This is a genomic window from Actinomycetospora atypica (assembly GCF_042653685.1).
GTDB lineage: Bacteria > Actinomycetota > Actinomycetes > Mycobacteriales > Pseudonocardiaceae > Actinomycetospora > Actinomycetospora atypica.
On sequence record NZ_JBHSIV010000041.1, the window covers coordinates 1 to 16,311 of the forward strand.

Sequence of the window (16,311 nt, forward strand, 5' to 3'; positions counted from 1 at the left end):
AGGCCTGGGTGTTCGCGGCGGCGAACTGGGCGCTCATCCCGGCGTCGACCCACTGTCCGGGCAGCCCGGTGGGGTCGGCGGCCGGTGCCGCGTCGTGGTCCACCACCGCTGTCATGATTCGAACACTAGATCGAACCCCCGACAATCACGGAGGGAAAAGCCCAGGACGACCGCCGACGACGCATCACGGATTGGCAACGATCGCCATGCCCTACCGTGCCCCCGCGTGCGCATCGACCGGCTCGACCACCTCGTCCTCACCGTCGCCGACATGGAGGCCTCGCTCGCCTTCTACCGCGACCTGCTTGGGGATGACGGAGGTGACCTTCGGCGAGGGGCGCAAGGCCGTCACCTTCGGGGCGAGCAAGATCAACCTGCACGACGCGGCGGCGCCGGTCGAGCCGCACGCCCTGCGGCCGACACCCGGCAGTGCCGATCTCTGCTTCGTCGTCGACGGTCCGCTCGACGCCGTGGCCACGGAGCTCCGGGACGCCGGGGTGGAGATCGAGATCGGGCCCGTGGAGCGCACCGGCGCGCAAGGAACGATGGAGAGCCTCTACGTCCGCGACCCGGACGCGAACCTCGTCGAACTGAGCGTCTACCGGGAGGGCTCGGAGTAGGCGGACCCCTGGAGCCGGAACAGCTCGGCGTAGAGCCCATCGGTCTCCATCAGCGCCTCGTGCGTCCCCTCCTCGACGATCCGACCACGGTCCATCACGACGATCCGATCGGCGCTGCGGATGTTGGCGAGTCGGTGCGTGACGAGCACGGTCACCCGGTCGCGTCCGGCCGCGAGCTCGTGCAGCGCCGTGAAGACGCCGTGCTCCGCGCGGGCGTCGAGCGCGGCGGTGGGCTCGTCCGCGACGACGAGCGGGGCGTCGCGGTAGAGGCCCCGGGCGACCGCGATGCGCTGCCACTGGCCGCCCGAGAGATCGCGACCGCGCTGGAACTCCCGGGACAGGACCGTCGCCTCGCCCTGCGGCAGACCCAGGAGCACGTCCCGGGCCCCGGAGCGATGGAGCGCGTCGTCGTAGGCGTCCTCGTCGTCGCGCGTGAGCCGTCCGATGCGGATGTTGTTGGCAGCGGTCATGGGCCAGCGCAGCGGCTCCTGGAGGACCAGGGCCACCTGGTCGTGCAGCACCCGGGGATCGATCGCCGTCGTCGGGACGCCCGACCATCGCACCTCGCCGGCATCGGGCAGGAAGAGCCCGACGACGAGCTTCGCCAGCGTCGACTTGCCCGAGCCGTTCTCCCCGACGAGGGCGATCGTCTCCCCGCGCCGCAGGACGAGGTCCACGTCGTGGACGGCGTCGTGCTCCTGGTCGGGGTAGCGGAAGGAGACGCCCCGGAGCTCGATCGGATCGGGGACCGGAGTGGCGCCGGTCGCGGGGACCACGGTGCGACGTCGGCGGCGTGCCTGCACGACGCACTCGCGGTAGAGGTCGATGAACAGGCCGGCCTCGAAGAGCAGGTTGGCCTCGGTGACCGTGGAGACCACCGCCGTCGCCGCGGTGCGCATGGCGATGACCGCAGTACCGGCGAGGGCGAGGGGAAGTCCGCCGAGGTAGAGCAGCAGCCCCAGCACCAGGTAGCCGAGGGCGGCCCCGACACCCGACAGGGCGCGGCCGAACGTCGTCAGGACGTTGCGCCGGTGGGCGACCCGCACGCCCTCCGCCGCGAGGTCCGCCGCGATGCGCTCGTGCTCGGCCAGGAGAACGTCCTGCGTGGTGAACGCGCGGACCTCCGCGGCCGCCGAGCGTTCGGAGATGAGGGAGCCCGTGACGCCGAGGCGCCGCATCCGGGAGGTCATGGCCAGGTGGGACGCGAACATCAGTCGGATGCCCCGCAGGCTCGCCCACGCCTGGGGGAGCGCAGCGAGCAGGACGACCGGGGCCAGGAGCGGGTGCACGATGCCGGCCGTGACGGTGGCCGCGAGGACCGAGATCGTGCCGGCCACGAGGTCCCCGACCATCAGAGCGCCCTGTCGGATTCTCGGGAGAGCGTGGTCGGCCTGTTCGATCAGTGCCGTGAAGTCGGGGTCCTCGAACGCCACGAGGTCGGCCCGGACGAGCGCCCCGTACAACTCGCCCTGGGCGTGCTGCTCGACCAACGGGACCAGGACGGCGCTCGACGCGCCCGAGAGGGCGTCGAGGCCGCCGCGCAGGACGAGCGCGCCGGCGACGAGGGCGAGAGAGGGCAGGGCCGCCACGAGCCGCTCCGGGGTCGGGCCCTCGGAGAGCAGCTCGGAGAAGACCGACGCGGTGGCCAACAGGCCCGAGGCGGTGACCACTCCCGAGACCACCTGGATCACCGCGGTGGCGGCGGTCCAACGCGGTGCCGCCCGCCAGGCCCACCGCACGAGAGTCGCGGCCGTCCGTGGAACCTGACGCAGGACTGCGAACAACCCCGCCTCGGCCGTCGCCTGCATGCCGAGTGCCCACGCGGGCGCCTCGACGTCCTCGGCCCCGATCAACGGTTCCCCCATGCCGCGAGTGTGCGACAGGGGTCCGACGATGTCGCCGGGTTCAGGCCGAGAGCCAGAGGACCAGTCCCGCGACCACGAGGCTCGTCGCGAGCGTGACCCAGCCGCCGAGGGCATGGGCCAGGGCGCCCCACCCGCCGCGGCGGGCGCCGAGCGCCGCGACGACGCCCGCGGCGACCACGCCGAGCCCGATCACCGCGAGCGCCACGAGCTGCGGGATCCCGGTGCAGAGCAACTCGGTGCTGGTGCTGCGGCACGAGTCGGCGGCCATGGCGATCGGCAGCAGGGAGACCGTCCCGACGAGGCCGCCGACCGCCAGGAGCACCGCCGCGTGCACGGCGGCGAGGACGGACACGGTGCCGCGCGGACGAGGAGCGGGGGCCAGGATCGTCATGGGGAGGACCCTGCTCGCGCCCGCGCGTCGTCGGGACCGGGGAACTACTCAGGCACCCCGGTAGCGCGGCGGGCGCTTCTCGGCGAAGGCCCGGGGGCCCTCCACGGCGTCGTCGGTGCGCATCACGGCGAGGAACGCCTCGTGCTCGCGGGCCATGGCGGTCGCGTGGTCGAGCCCGAGGCCGTCGAGGACCCGCTCGCGGGCGGCGCGGACGGCGAGGGGCCCCTTCGCGGCGATCGAGCGGGCCAGCGTGCAGGCGGCCTCGACCAGGTCGGGCGGCTCGACGACCCGGTTGACCAGCCCGGTGCGGTGGGCCTCGGCGGCGTCGATCGGCTCGCCGGAGAGGATCATCTCCATCGCGAGCCCCAGCGGCACGGCCCGGGGGAGCCGCACCGTGCCGCCCGCCCCGGGGATGATCGCCCACTTGGTCTCGGCGAGCCCGAAGGTGGCGTTCGGGCTGCACAGGCGGATGTCGCAGGCGAGCGCCATCTCGAGGCCGCCGGCGAGGGCGTGGCCGTTGACGGCGGCGATCAGCGGCTTGTGCCGCGTCGTCGCGGTGAACCCGCCGAAGTTCCACTCCGGGTCCTCCCCGGCACGGACCGCCTCGCGGTAGGCCGGGACGAGCGCCTTGAGGTCGGCCCCGGCCGAGAACGTCGAGTCCCCGGCGCCGGTGAGGACGCCGACGAGCTTCGTCGGGTCGGCCTCGAACGCCGCGACGGCCGCCCCGAGGTCGCGCTGGTGGTCGGGATCGAGCGCGTTGCGCGCCTCCGGGCGGTCGATGGTGATGACGACGACGCGGTCGTCGTGCGGGTCTTCCCGGACACGGATCGGCACGGTCCGAAGCCTCGCCCAGCGGGCGCCGCCGGGCAACGGGCGACCGGTTGCGCGCTATTGACCTGGACGCGATCCCCTGTGCACAGTGGTCTGGATCACCTCGGAGCTGGGGAGGCCACCACCATGAGCAGCACCTCTCTCTACGAACGCCTCGGCGGGACCTACGCGATCGCCGGCGCGGTCGACGTCCTGGTCGACCGGCTGTTCGAGAACGCCGGCGTCAACGCGAACGAGGCGGTGCACGCCCACCACGGCGATCCCGCCAACGGTCCGGGCTACAAGTTCCTGGTCACGGCGTGGTCGATCGAGGCCACGGGCGGACCGAAGTGCTACCCGGGCCTGGACATGATCGCGGCGCACACCACGCTGCACATCACCAACGAGCATTTCGACGCGGTGCGGTTCGAGATCGAGGCGACGCTGCGCTTCCTGGGGGTCCCCGCCGCCGAGACCGCGGAGTTCATGGAGATCATCGAGCACTACCGCCCGGAGGTCGTCGAGCAGCAGAAGGTCGAGCAGGTCGGCGCGCTGGAGCCCGCCGCGGCGTGAGCGAGGAGGGGCTCGACCTCGACCTGCAGCGCGCCTCGGCCACCTGGCCGCGTCCGCGGCGGGTCGCCCTGGCCGCGCCCGACCCCTCCTGGCCCGACGAGGCGCGCCGCTGGACCGCGCGCCTCGCCGGCCTGCCGGGCCTGCGCGGGATCGAGCACGTCGGCGCCACGGCCGTCCCCGACCTGCCCGCGGTCGCCCAGGTCGACCTCCTCGCCGTCGTCGACGATCCCGACGACGAGGCGCTGCGGACCGCGCTGGAGGCGCGGGAGTTCGACGAGCGCGGCGTCGGTGTCTGGTCGCGCTCCGCCCGCCCCGACGATGTCCCGTGCCCCACCGCCGTCGAGGTCGCGCTGCTGCGTCCCGACGATGCCGCGGCGGAGGACCGTCGCCGGCTGCGCGACCTGCTGCGCGCCGACCCCGCCGCCGCCCGCCGCTACACCGACGTCCGCCGCGGCCTCGCGGGCGATTACCGCGACCTCGCCGCCTACCGCGCGGCCAAGGGCCCGGTCATCGCGGCGCTGCTGCGTAGTTGATCGACTTCCGTGTGAAGGAACGGGGCGCGGACCGAACGGTCCCTCACCGAGAAATCGATCAACCTGGCGTCCGGGCCGTCGTCGGGGCGTGAACACCCCCGTCGCCGGCGTCAACGACGCGTCAACGTCCGGTCCGGGCGCTCCGTCCGGGGCCACGGTGGACCTCCTACGGCGGCCCGCGAAGAGGGCCGCCCGGCCGGAACGGACGGCGGACGTGGCGGACCTCCTCTACGTGGGCCTGGTGATCGTGATGTTCGCGGTCCTGGTGCTCGCGGCGCGCGGGCTGGAGCGGTTGTGAGCGGGGTGGCCGGCGACGTCGTCGGCGGGATCGTCGCGCTCGGGCTGCTGCTCTACCTCGTGGTGTCCCTGCTGCGCCCGGAGTGGTTCTGATGTCGGACACGGCAGCGGGGCTGCTGCAGCTGGTCGTCCTGCTGGTGCTGCTCGCGGCGGCGTGGCGTCCCCTGGGTGACTGGATGGCGCGGGTCTACACCGACGAGCGGCACTGGCGCGTGGAGCGCGCCGTCTACCGGGTCGGGCGCGTCGACCCGGACGCCGACCAGCGCCCGGGCACCTACGCGCTCGCGATCCTCGCGTTCTCCCTGGTCGGGGTGCTGCTGGTCTACCTGGTGCAGCGGGTGCAGGGCCTCCTGCCGCTGTCCGCGGGGAGGGGCGCGGTCGACCCGTCCGTCGCGTTCAACACGGCGATCTCGTTCGTCACGAACACCAACTGGCAGTCCTACGTGCCCGAGTCGACGATGGGCCACGTCGCGAACGCGGCCGCGCTCGCGGTGCAGAACTTCGTCTCCGCGGCCGTCGGCATGGCGGTGGCCGTGGCGCTCGTGCGCGGCTTCGTCCGCTCGCGCAGCGGCCGCATCGGCAACGCGTGGGTCGACATCACCCGCGGCACGGTGCGCATCCTGCTGCCGGTCGCGACGGTGCTCGCCGTCGTCCTGGTGGCGGGCGGCGTCGTCATGAGCTTCCGCGCCGGCGTTTCCCTGACGGGCCCCGACGGCGCCTCGACCGTCGCCGCGATCGGCCCGGTCGCCTCGCAGGAGGCGATCAAGATGCTCGGCACCAACGGCGGCGGCATCCTCAACGCCAACTCGGCGCACCCCTTCGAGAACCCGAACGCCGGCACGAACCTGCTCGAGATCCTCGCGATGCTGGTGATCCCGGTGGCGTTCACCCGCACCTTCGGCCGGATGGTCGGCTCGTTCCGGCAGGGCGTCTCGCTCCTCGCGGTGATGGCGGTGCTGTGGGGCGGGATGCTCGCCGTCATCTGGGCCGCCGAGGCCCACGCCCCGGCGGCGACCGGCGGCGGGATGGAGGGCAAGGAGACCCGCTTCGGGATCGGGTCGTCGGCGCTGTTCGCCGACACCTCCACCGGGACCTCGACGGGCGCGGTGAACTCGCTGCACGACTCCTACACCGCGTTCGGCGGCGGCGGGGCGCTGCTCAACATGCTCTTCGGCGAGCTCTCGCCGGGCGGGGTCGGCGCCGGGCTCTACTCGATCCTCGTCGTCGCGATCATCGCCGTGTTCCTCGCCGGCCTCATGGTCGGGCGGACCCCGGAGCTGCTGGGCAAGTCGCTGGGGCGCCGCGAGGTGACGTGCGCGGCCGTCGTCGTGCTCGTCATGCCGGCGCTCGTGCTGCTCGGCACCGGCGCGGCCGTCGTCCTGCCCGGGACCGGCGACGCATTGACGAACAGCGGCCCGCACGGCCTGTCCGAGGTGCTCTACGCGTTCGCCTCCGCCGCCAACAACAACGGCTCGGCGTTCGGCGGGCTCACCGTCACCTCGCCGTTCTTCCAGATCGCGCTGGGCGCGGCGATGCTCCTCGGCCGCTTCCTCCCGATCCTCGCGGTCCTCGCGCTCGCCGGGTTCCTGTCGGCCCAGCCCCGCCGCGCCGAGTCGGCCGGGACGCTGCGCACCGGCACGCCGCTGTTCACGGGGCTCGTCGTCGCGACCGTCGTCCTCGTCAGCGCCATCACCTTCCTGCCCGCCCTGGCCCTGAGCCCGATCGCCGAGGGCCTCACGAACCCCGCCCAGATCGGAGCGATCCAGTGACCTCGTCGGTCCTCACGCCGTCCTCCGGGACGGCCGCCCCACCGGAGCGCCCGTCCGGCTCCGGCCGGGCGGTGGCCGCGGGCGCGTTCCATCCCCGCGCGCTGCTCGCGGCGGTGCCGCTCGCGCTGCGCAAGCTCGACCCCCGGGTGCAGCTCCGCAACCCGGTCATGTTCGTCGTGTGGGTCGGCTCGGTGGTCGTGACCGTGGCGGCGGTCGTCGACCCCAGCGCGTTCGCCTGGCTGGTGGCCGTCTGGCTGTGGTTCACGGTCCTGTTCGCCAACCTCGCCGAGGCCGTCGCGGAGGGCCGGGGAAGGCCCAGGCCGACGCGCTGCGCCGGACCCGCACCGGCACCGTCGCCCGCATGCTCGACGGCTCCGAGCGGGCGGCGACCGAGCTGCGGCCCGGCGACCGGGTGGTCGTCGAGGCCGGCATGACGATCCCCGGCGACGGCGACGTCGTCGAGGGCATCGCCACTGTCGACGAGTCCGCGATCACCGGCGAGTCCGCGCCGGTGGTCCGGGAGTCCGGGGGCGACCGGTCCGCGGTCACTGGCGGGACGACGGTGCTGTCCGACCGCATCGTCGTGCAGGTCACCGCGAGGCCGGGGGAGTCCTTCGTCGACCGGATGATCGCGCTGGTCGAGGGCGCGCAGCGGCAGAAGACTCCCAACGAGATCGCCCTGTCGATCCTGCTCTCCGCCCTGACGATCGTCTTCCTGCTCGCGGTGGTGACCCTGCAGCCGATGGCGGTGTACTCGGGGCAGCCGCAGTCGCTCGTCGTGCTCGTCGCCCTGCTCGTCTGCCTCATCCCGACGACGATCGGCGCGCTGCTCTCGGCGATCGGCATCGCCGGGATGGACCGGCTCGTCCAGCGCAACGTGCTCGCCACGTCGGGCCGGGCGGTCGAGGCCGCCGGCGACGTGTCGACGCTGCTGCTCGACAAGACCGGCACGATCACCTACGGCAACCGGCGGGCCACCGACCTGCACCCCGCGGGCGCGACGTCGGTCGAGGAGCTCGCCCGCCTCGCGCGGCTGGCCTCCCTGGCCGACGGGACACCGGAGGGACGCTCGGTGGTGGGGCTGTGCGCGGAGCGGTACGGCCTGCCGGCCGAGGCGTCGGCGGACGAGGCCCGCGCGGAGTTCGTGTCCTTCTCCGCGACCACTCGCATGTCGGGGGTGGACGTCGACGGGGCGAGCATCCGCAAGGGCGCCGTCGCCTCCGTCCTGGCGTGGCTCGAGGAGCACGGCGGCGTCGACCCCGCGGCGCAGGAGCGCGTCCGCCGCACCACCGAGGAGATCTCCGGGCGCGGCGGGACGCCCCTGGTCTGCGGGCAGGTGTCGCCCGCCGGGGTGCAGCTCGGCGGCGTCGTCGAGCTCTCCGACGTGGTCAAGCCCGGGATCGCCGAGCGCTTCGCCGACCTGCGGGCCATGGGCATCCGCACGGTGATGGTCACCGGCGACAACCCGCTGACCGCCCGCGCGATCGGCGATCAGGCGGGGGTCGACGAGGTCCTCGCCGAGGCCACCCCGGAGGACAAGCTCGCCCTGATCCGGCGCGAGCAGCGCGGCGGGCGGCTCGTCGCGATGACCGGCGACGGGACCAACGACGCCCCGGCGCTCGCCCAGGCCGACGTCGGGGTCGCCATGAACACCGGCACGACCGCGGCCAAGGAGGCCGGGTCGATGGTCGACCTCGACTCCGACCCCACGAAGCTCATCGGCATCGTCGAGGTGGGCAAGCAGCTGCTGGTCACCCGCGGGGCGCTGACGACGTTCTCGGTGGCCAACGACCTCGCCAAGTACTTCGCGATCCTGCCCGCGATGTTCGCCGCGCTGTACCCGCAGCTGGGCCTGCTCAACGTGATGGGCCTGGCCACGCCGGAGTCGGCGATCCTCTCGGCGGTCGTGTTCAACGCCCTGATCATCATCGCGCTCATCCCGCTCGCCCTGCGCGGCGTGCGGTTCCGGCCGGTCAGCTCGGAGCAGATGCTCCGGCGGAACCTGCTGGTCTACGGCGTCGGCGGCGTGATCGTGCCGTTCCTCGCCATCCCCCTCATCGACCTCGTCGTCCGGCTGATCCCGGGGATCGGGTGACCCACGTGAGCACCACTCTCGACGAAGAACCCACCGACACCCCGGCCACGCCGGTACTGCGCGGCCTGCTCCGCCAGCTCGGGCCGGCCCTGCGGCTGATGCTCGTCGCCACCGTCGTCCTCGGGGTCGTCTACCCCGCCGTCGTCTGGGGCGTCTCGCGGCTCCCCGGCCTGCACGAGCGCGCCGAGGGCTCGGTGACGGCCGGCGGCGCCTCCTCCCTGATCGGGATCGACCCCGTCCCGGCCGACCCGGCCGCCGACCCCTGGTTCCACCTGCGGCCCTCGGCGTCGGCGCCGGACACCGCGACGGCGGGACTCGGCCCGGCCGACCCGTCGACCTCGGGCGGCTCGAACCTCGCCACCACCGCCGACGACCTCGTGACGGCCGTCGCGGAGCGCCGCGCGGCGATCGCCGGGCGCGAGCAGGTCGCGCCGGGGAGGGTTCCCGACGATGCCGTGACGGCGTCGGGCTCCGGGCTCGACCCGGACATCAGCCCGGCCTACGCGGACCTGCAGGTGCCGCGGGTGGCGCGGGTGACCGGGCTGGGCGAGGACCGGGTGCGCGCCCTCGTCGCCGAGGCCACGCGCGGCCGGGTGCTCGGCGTGCTCGGGGAGCCGACGGTGAACGTCCCGGAGCTCGACGCGGCGCTCGCGGCCACCCGTCCGGGTCTGCGATAGCGGACGTCGTCGGGGGTCTGGTCCAGGATGGAGCACGTGGAGGACGGAGCCGGGCGGTACGACTCCCGGCCGGCGGGCCGGGAGTCGGTGCGGAGCGACCCCGGGCGCGGGGAGCTGCGCATCCACCTGGGCGCGGCCCCGGGCGTGGGCAAGACCTACGCGGCGCTCTGCGAGGCGCGGCGGCGGCGCGACCGGGGGACCGACGTCGTCGTCGGGCTCGTCGAGACGCACGGCCGCGCCCGCACCGCCGACCTGCTCGAGGGGCTCGAGGTGCTGCCCCGGCGCACCGTCGTCCACCGGGGCACCACGCTCTCCGAGCTCGACGTCGAGGCCGTGCTGGCGCGGGCGCCCGAGGTGGTGGTGGTCGACGAGCTCGCCCACACCAACGCCCCCGGCAGCCGGCACGCCCGGCGCCACGAGGACGTCGAGGAGATCCTCGCCGCGGGGATCGACGTCGTCTCCACGGTCAACGTGCAGCACCTGGAGTCGCTGCACGACGTCGTCGAGCGGATCACCGGCACGCGCCAGCAGGAGACCGTTCCCGACGAGGTGGTCCGCGCCGCCGAGCAGGTGGAGCTGGTCGACATCACGCCCGAGGCGCTGCGGCGCCGGCTCGCGCACGGCAACGTCTACCCGGCCGAGCGCATCGACGCCTCGCTCGCGCACTACTTCCGCACCGGCAACCTCATCGCGCTGCGGGAGCTCGCGCTGCTGTGGGTGGCCGACCAGGTGGACGTGGCGCTGCGCCGCTACCGCGCCGACGAGCAGATCGACGAGGTGTGGGAGGCCCGCGAGCGGGTGGTCGTCGCCGTCACCGGCGGCCCGGAGAGCCTCACGGTGCTGCGCCGCGCCGCCCGGATCGCCCGGCGGGCGGGCGCGGCCGACCTGCTGTGCGTCCAGGTGCTGCGCGGCGACGGCGTCGCCGTCCGCGACACCGGTCGCGGTCGCGACCTGCGCCGGCTCGCCAAGGAGGTCGGGGCGTCCTTCCACACCGTGGTCGGCGACGACGTGGCGGCCGCCCTGCTCGACTTCGCCCGCGGGGCCAACGCCACGCAGCTCGTGCTCGGCACCTCGCGGCGCTCCCGGTTCGCCCGGCTGGTCGACCCCGGGATCGGGGCCCGCGCGGTGGCCGCGGCCGGGCCGATCGACGTCCACCTCGTCTCCCACGTCGAGGCGCTCCCCGCCGTCGACCGGGCCGGGGACGCCGGGTGGTGGCCCCGCCTCGGGCGCCTCCTGCGGGGCCGGCGGGCTGCCCGGGGCTGGCCGGCCGCGGTCGTCCTCCCGCTGCTGGCCGCGGGCTTCGGGTGGTCGTTCCCCGTGGTCGGCCTGTCCACCGACACCGTCGCCTTCTTCCTCGCCACGGTCCTCACCGCGATCATCGGTGGTCTCGTGCCGGCCGTGGTGGCGGCGCTGTTCGGCGGGGCGCTGCTCAACTACTTCTTCACCCCGCCCCTGCACACCTTCACGATCGGCCGGTTCGAGGACCTCGTGGCGGTCACGACGATGCTGCTCATCGCCGTGCTGGTCGCCGCCGTGGTCGACCGGGCCGACCGCCGGGCCGCCCAGGCCGCGCAGGCCCGCACCGAGGCGCAGCTGCTCACCTCGTTCGCCCGCGTGGTGATCTCGCGGTCCGACCCGCTGCCGCGCCTGCTCGAGCGGGTGCGCGAGGCGTTCGGGTTCACCGCGGTCGCGGTGCTCGAGCGTGGGGCGGGGTCGACGTGGACGGAGACCGCCCGGGCCGACCCGGGCAGCTCGGAGGCTTTCGCGGGCGGGCCCGCCGAGGCCGACGCCGACGTCGAGATCGACGAGGGCTCGCACCTCGTCGGGGCGGGGCGCACGCTCACCGCCGCCGAGAACCGGCTCTTCGCCGCCGTCGCCGGCCCGGCGCTGCTCGCCCTGCGCAACCGGCGGATCAGCGCCCAGGCGGTCGACGCGACCCGGCGCGCCGAGGCCGGTGGCCTGCGCACCGCACTGCTCTCGGCCGTCGGGCACGACCTGCGCACCCCGCTCGCCGCGATCAAGGCCGCCGTGTCGAGCCTGCGTGATCCGGCGCTGCGCCTCGACCCCCTCGACCGCGAGGAGCTGCTCGCGACGGTGGAGGAGTCGGGCGACCGGCTCGTCGCCCTCGTCGACAACCTCCTCGACTCCTCCCGCCTCGCGACCGGCGCGATCACCCCGCACCGCACCACCGTGGGGATCGCGGAGATCGTCGACGCCGCCGTGGCCGCCCTGCCGACCCCCGAGGCGCGCGACCGCGTCGAGATCGCGCCGGGCCCGCCCGGGGAACCGGACGAGGTGGTCGCCGACCCGGGCCTCGCCGAACGCATCGTCGCGAACCTGATCGACAACGCCGTGCGCCACGGCGGCGACGGGCCGGTGGTCCTGCGCACCAGCGCCCACGACGACCGCGTGGAGCTGCGCGTGGTCGACCGCGGTCCGGGCGTGGCCCGCGACACCGAGCTGTTCACCGCGTTCCAGCACCTCGGCGACCACGACTCGCACGGCTCGTCGGCCGGGCTGGGGCTCGGCCTGCACGTGGCCCGCGGGTTCGCCCGGGCGATGGGCGGCTCGCTCGACCCCGAGGAGACCCCCGGCGGCGGCCTGACGATGGTGCTGACGTTGCCGCGGGCGGCCGTCCCGGCGCCCGTGTCGGTCCCGTGAGCCGGGTGCTCGTCGTCGACGACGACCCCCACCTCCTGCGGACCCTGCGCATCAACCTCACCGCCCACGGCCACACCGTGGTCCCGGTGGCCACCGGCGCCGGGGCGCTGCGGGCCGCGGCGGACCGGCCCGCGCCCGACGTCGTCGTGCTCGACCTCGGCCTGCCCGACATCGGGGGGCTGGAGGTGCTCGAGGGCATCCGCGGGTGGAGCGCGATGCCGGTGATCGTGCTCTCGGCGCGCACCGACGCGGGCGACAAGGTGGCCGCGCTCGACGGCGGCGCCGACGACTACGTGACCAAGCCGTTCGGGATGCCCGAGCTGCTCGCCCGCATACGGGCGGCGGTCCGACGGGCCGCGGCGGTGCCGGGGGAGGGCGAGCCGCGGGTGGTGACGCCCGACTTCGAGGTCGACCTCGTGGCGAAGAAAGTGGTGCGCGACGGCGCCGACGTGCACCTGTCGCCCACCGAGTGGGGTGTGCTCGAGCACCTGGTGCGCCACCCGTCGATGCTGGTCACCCAGCAGCAGCTCCTGCAGGAGGTGTGGGGCCCGCAGTACGGTACCGAGGGCCACTACCTGCGGGTCTACCTGGGGCACCTGCGCCGCAAGCTCGAGCCGGAGCCGTCGCGGCCCCGCTACCTCCTGACCGAGCCGGGCCGCGGGTACCGCTTCGAGCCCGGCGGCTGAGAGTCCTGGACCCGACACACGTCGGCCGCGGCACCTCCGGGGAGGTGCCGCGGCCGGCGGGATCGTGTGCGGGACGTCAGCGGATGCCGGCGACCTGCTGGGCGATCGTGGCGTAGCGCGTCTGCGCGGCGGCGACGACGCTCTGCCGGTTCTTGTTGGCCTCCTCGTAGTGGACGATCTTCACGATGTCGTCCACCTCGACGAGTCCCTTGGCCGCCTCGGCGGCGTCGGAGGCCTTCAGCGAGTCGTACTCGCGGATCGGCAGCTCGGAGGCGTGCAGCGTGCCGAGCCGGGCGCGGGCCTCGTGCAGCGCCTGCGCGGTGTCGACGTCGCCCTGGCGGGTCGCCAGGGTCTCGGCGCGCTCGAGCGAGGCGTTGCGGCCGGTGAGCAGCACGTCGCGGGCGTTCCCGCTGAACTGCGCGGCCTTGCCGGCGGCCTGGTTGACGCCCTCGCGGACCTGGTCGCCCGTGTCCTGCAGGCGCCCGAAGGCGCGGTTGACCTGGTCGCGGGCGAACTTGACCGGGTAGTTCACCGCGCGGGTGAGACCGCCGGCGACGACCTGGGTCGGCGTCGCGCGCAGCGCGGGCGGGCCACCGAGGGCCTGCTCGGCGAGCACGGTCGACAGCCACTCGACGGTGGCGGCGTGCGCGGTGGTCAGGCGCTCGGCGAGCGCGCCGACGATGGCGTCGTCCACCGAGCCGGCGAGGGCGCGGAGGTACATGGCGCGGTCGTGCAGCTCGTGCTCGAGCAGCAGGTCGCCGAGGAGGGCCTCGTCGACGGGCTCGGCCTGCTCGACGGTGCCCTTGACCAGGGCGCCGAGGCGGCCGACCAGCGGCGTGATGACGTCGGCGACGCCGCCCAGACGCTGCAGCTCGCGGGTGATCTCGGCCGAGCGACGCTCGGCGTTGTCGGCGTTCTCCTGCAGCTCCCGGCGCACGGCGTCGGTGCGGGCCTGGGCGACGCGGATGCGGGCGATCTGCACCTCGGTCTGCGTGAGCGTGAGCAGGGTGCGGAGCTGGCCGATCATGGTGGCGTGGATAGCCAAGGTGTTCTCCCATTTCTCACCGGCGGCTCGTGACCGCACGGCGAATCGGGGATGAGCGCCGGGACTCGGAGTCGGTCACCGACGGCGTTCGCATGTTGGCTGCCCGCCAACGGCGGTGGGCGACACGTGAGGCGGACGTGAGCCGAACCACCGTCGCTGCTCAGCGGAAGGCGAGGAGCGGGTAGCGGGCGTCGCCGTCGGGCTGCGGGTGACCGTGTCCGGCGAAGGCGCGGGCGCGGCCCGGGCCCGCTCCGGCCCGCCGTGGGCGTCGTCGTAGTCCCGAGCGGCACCGGTCACCTGCCGAGAGTGGCACGACAGAAGATGCCGGATCGGCATACTTGCCGTTCACGCACCGATACCTAGGGTCGCGGTCGACCGTCCACCACCGCTCGGAGGCCGCCCCGCATGACCGACGACACCACCTCCTCCCCGGTCGCGATGGTGGGAGTCCTCCCGCCCGACCTGGTGGAGCGCGACGCGCGCCACCCGTTCGACCCGGCGCCCGGGCTGCTCGGGCGCCGCACGTCCGACCGGGTCCAGCCCCTGGGCCTGCGCAACGGGGCCGAGGCCTGGCTGGTCACGGGATTCGAGGAGGCGCGCCGGGTCCTCGCCGACCCGCGCTTCTCGAGCGACCGGGTCCGCCACCGCGACGCCACACAGCTCGGCCCGGGCGAGACCGGGGGACCCGCTCCCGACGCGCCGGCCCCGGGCGAACGCACCGACGGCATGTTCGTGTTCATGGACCCGCCCGAGCACACCCGGCTGCGCTCGCTGCTCGTCGGGCAGTTCACGGTGCGACGGATGCGCGCCCTCGAGGACCGGCTGACCGAGATCGCCGTCGAGCACCTCGAGGCGATGCGCTCGGCGGGGGACACCGCCGACCTCGTCCCCGCCTACGCCCTGCCGATCCCGTCGCTGATGATCTGCGAGCTCCTCGGGGTCGACTACGCCGACCGCGCCGAGTTCCAGGAGAACAGCGCCGTCGCGCTGAACACCGGCGCCGCCCCCGAGGCGCGGGCCGCGGCGGGCGGCGCGCTGTACGCCTTCATCGCCCGGCTCGTGGCCCACAAGCGCGAGCAGCCGGGCGACGACCTGCTCTCCGGGCTCGTCCACGACGCCGATCCGCCCCTGACCGACGCCCAGCTGGTCGACGTCGCCCTGGTGCTGCTCGGGGCGGGGCACGAGACCACGGCCAACATGCTCGCGCTCGGCGCCTTCGCCCTGCTGGACGACCCCGACCAGCTCGCCGCCCTGCGCGCCGACCCCGCGGGGCGGATCGACGACACCGTCGAGGAGCTGCTGCGGTTCCTGTCGATCATCCAGCTCGGGGTCACCCGCGTGGCGACGGCGGACGTCGAGGTGGGCGGCGTGACGATCCCGGCCGGCGCCACGGTCGTCATCGGGACGCCCGAGACCAACCGCGACCCCCGCCACTGGGACGACCCCGACCGCCTGGATCTCACCCGCCCCCGCGTGCCGCACCTGGCGTTCGGCCACGGCATCCACCAGTGTCTCGGCCAGCAGCTCGCCCGCATCGAGATGCGGGTGGGGCTGTCCGAGCTGGTCACCCGGCTGCCGGACCTGCGTCTGGCCGTGGGACGCGAGGAGGTCCCGTTGCGCAACGACATGCTGATCTTCGGGGTGCACTCGCTGCCGGTGGCCTGGGGATGACGACCGTCGTCCCGGGCCTCCGCGAGCGCAAGAAGCTCGCCACCCGCCTCGCCGTCCGCGAGGCGGCGCTGCGGCTGGTGGCCCGGGACGGGCTCGACCGCGTCACCGTCGACCAGATCGCCGCGGCCGCCGACATCGCTCCCCGCACGTTCCGGCACTACTTCTCCTGCAAGGAGGAGGCGGTGGTGGCGGCGGCCCGCGACGGTGCCGTGGCGCTCGTCGACCGCTTCCGGGCCCGGCCGCGCGCGGAGTCGGTGCTCCGCGCGCTCGGGGAGGCCGTCGTGACGGTGATGGCCGTGGAGGACGGCGCGACCGCGGACCACCTCACGGTCCTGCGGCTGATCCGCACCACCCCGGCCCTGCTGCCCTGGCAGCTCGCGGTGCTGGTCGAGGCGGAGTCCTCCCTGGCGGCGGCGATCGCCGACCGGGTGGGGGACTCCGCCACCGACCGCTACCCCTCGGTGTGCGCGGCGGCGGCCGTCGCCGCCATGCGCCTGGGGCTCGACCGCTGGCTCGATCGTCCTGACGGCGACGCGCCGTCGTCCGACGCGCTGCGGGCGGAGATCGACGCCGCCCTCGCGGAGCTCTCCCGGGGCCTCGACCGGGCCTCGGCCTGAG

The 16,311-nt window shown here is 74.6% G+C and carries 15 protein-coding genes and 1 pseudogene; 12 read left to right on the forward strand and 4 right to left on the reverse strand.

The window, feature by feature from the left end; genetic code table 11:
* The first annotated feature begins 311 nt into the window (after positions 1 to 311).
* Complete coding sequence (locus ACFPBZ_RS25505; RefSeq protein ID WP_378038927.1) at positions 312 to 620, forward strand: VOC family protein; 309 nt, start codon at positions 312 to 314, stop codon at positions 618 to 620.
* Here the strand turns inward: ACFPBZ_RS25505 and ACFPBZ_RS25510 are convergent.
* The 3 genes from ACFPBZ_RS25510 to ACFPBZ_RS25520 are packed head-to-tail and all read right to left on the reverse strand — an operon-like array spanning position 599 to position 3,710.
* Positions 599 to 2,485, reverse strand: a complete 1,887-nt coding sequence (locus tag ACFPBZ_RS25510; protein ID WP_378038928.1) for an ABC transporter ATP-binding protein — start codon at positions 2,483 to 2,485, stop codon at positions 599 to 601. The genes ACFPBZ_RS25505 and ACFPBZ_RS25510 overlap by 22 nt on opposite strands.
* A gap of 40 nt (positions 2,486 to 2,525) precedes the next feature.
* The gene (locus ACFPBZ_RS25515) at positions 2,526 to 2,876 is read right to left on the reverse strand and encodes a hypothetical protein (RefSeq protein ID WP_378038929.1); all 351 of its coding nucleotides are present in this window, start codon (positions 2,874 to 2,876) and stop codon (positions 2,526 to 2,528) included.
* Positions 2,877 to 2,924: 48 nt separating this feature from the next.
* Positions 2,925 to 3,710, reverse strand: coding sequence for an enoyl-CoA hydratase/isomerase family protein (locus tag ACFPBZ_RS25520; RefSeq protein ID WP_378038930.1), 786 nt, complete (start codon positions 3,708 to 3,710; stop codon positions 2,925 to 2,927).
* 123 nt (positions 3,711 to 3,833) lie between these two features.
* Between ACFPBZ_RS25520 and ACFPBZ_RS25525 the strand changes: the two genes are divergently transcribed.
* The 9 genes and pseudogenes from ACFPBZ_RS25525 (at position 3,834) to ACFPBZ_RS25565 (ending at position 12,977) form a co-directional block, all read left to right on the forward strand.
* A complete protein-coding gene (locus ACFPBZ_RS25525; RefSeq protein ID WP_378038931.1) occupies positions 3,834 to 4,259 on the forward strand; it encodes a group I truncated hemoglobin in 426 nt (141 codons plus the stop codon).
* Positions 4,256 to 4,792, forward strand: a complete 537-nt coding sequence (locus tag ACFPBZ_RS25530; RefSeq protein WP_378038932.1) for a GrpB family protein — start codon at positions 4,256 to 4,258, stop codon at positions 4,790 to 4,792. The genes ACFPBZ_RS25525 and ACFPBZ_RS25530 overlap by 4 nt, the downstream gene beginning before the upstream one ends.
* Before the next feature lie 88 nt (positions 4,793 to 4,880).
* A complete protein-coding gene (locus ACFPBZ_RS25535) occupies positions 4,881 to 5,090 on the forward strand; it encodes a hypothetical protein (protein ID WP_378038933.1) in 210 nt (69 codons plus the stop codon).
* On the forward strand, positions 5,087 to 5,182 hold the full coding sequence (kdpF, locus tag ACFPBZ_RS25540; RefSeq protein WP_378038934.1) for a K(+)-transporting ATPase subunit F: 96 nt from the start codon (positions 5,087 to 5,089) through the stop codon (positions 5,180 to 5,182). Before ACFPBZ_RS25535 ends, kdpF begins: the two co-directional genes overlap by 4 nt.
* Positions 5,182 to 6,858 (forward strand): potassium-transporting ATPase subunit KdpA, encoded by a 1,677-nt coding sequence (gene kdpA, locus ACFPBZ_RS25545; RefSeq protein WP_378038935.1) that lies wholly within the window; start codon positions 5,182 to 5,184, stop codon positions 6,856 to 6,858. The genes kdpF and kdpA overlap by 1 nt, the downstream gene beginning before the upstream one ends.
* A 71-nt stretch (positions 6,859 to 6,929) precedes the next feature.
* Positions 6,930 to 8,953: pseudogene (gene kdpB, locus ACFPBZ_RS25550) on the forward strand (potassium-transporting ATPase subunit KdpB).
* Positions 8,954 to 8,958: 5 nt separating this feature from the next.
* Positions 8,959 to 9,630: a potassium-transporting ATPase subunit C gene (locus ACFPBZ_RS25555; protein WP_378038936.1), complete on the forward strand. Its 672-nt coding sequence runs from the start codon at positions 8,959 to 8,961 to the stop codon at positions 9,628 to 9,630.
* A gap of 27 nt (positions 9,631 to 9,657) precedes the next feature.
* Positions 9,658 to 12,291, forward strand: a complete 2,634-nt coding sequence (locus tag ACFPBZ_RS25560) for a sensor histidine kinase (RefSeq protein ID WP_378038937.1) — start codon at positions 9,658 to 9,660, stop codon at positions 12,289 to 12,291.
* Complete coding sequence (locus tag ACFPBZ_RS25565) at positions 12,288 to 12,977, forward strand: response regulator (protein ID WP_378038938.1); 690 nt, start codon at positions 12,288 to 12,290, stop codon at positions 12,975 to 12,977. The genes ACFPBZ_RS25560 and ACFPBZ_RS25565 overlap by 4 nt, the downstream gene beginning before the upstream one ends.
* 76 nt (positions 12,978 to 13,053) lie before the next feature.
* Here the strand turns inward: ACFPBZ_RS25565 and ACFPBZ_RS25570 are convergent, their stop codons facing one another.
* Positions 13,054 to 14,004, reverse strand: a complete 951-nt coding sequence (locus tag ACFPBZ_RS25570; RefSeq protein ID WP_378038939.1) for a ferritin-like domain-containing protein — start codon at positions 14,002 to 14,004, stop codon at positions 13,054 to 13,056.
* A 423-nt stretch (positions 14,005 to 14,427) separates the two neighbouring features.
* On the opposite strand from ACFPBZ_RS25570, the gene ACFPBZ_RS25575 reads away from it, so the two are divergent.
* Both ACFPBZ_RS25575 and ACFPBZ_RS25580 read left to right on the forward strand, forming a co-directional pair.
* Entirely contained in the window at positions 14,428 to 15,693 is a 1,266-nt protein-coding gene (locus ACFPBZ_RS25575; protein WP_378038940.1) for a cytochrome P450, read from the forward strand.
* Positions 15,690 to 16,310: a TetR/AcrR family transcriptional regulator gene (locus ACFPBZ_RS25580; protein ID WP_378038941.1), complete on the forward strand. Its 621-nt coding sequence runs from the start codon at positions 15,690 to 15,692 to the stop codon at positions 16,308 to 16,310. Before ACFPBZ_RS25575 ends, ACFPBZ_RS25580 begins: the two co-directional genes overlap by 4 nt.
* The last annotated feature ends 1 nt before the right edge of the window (position 16,311 follow it).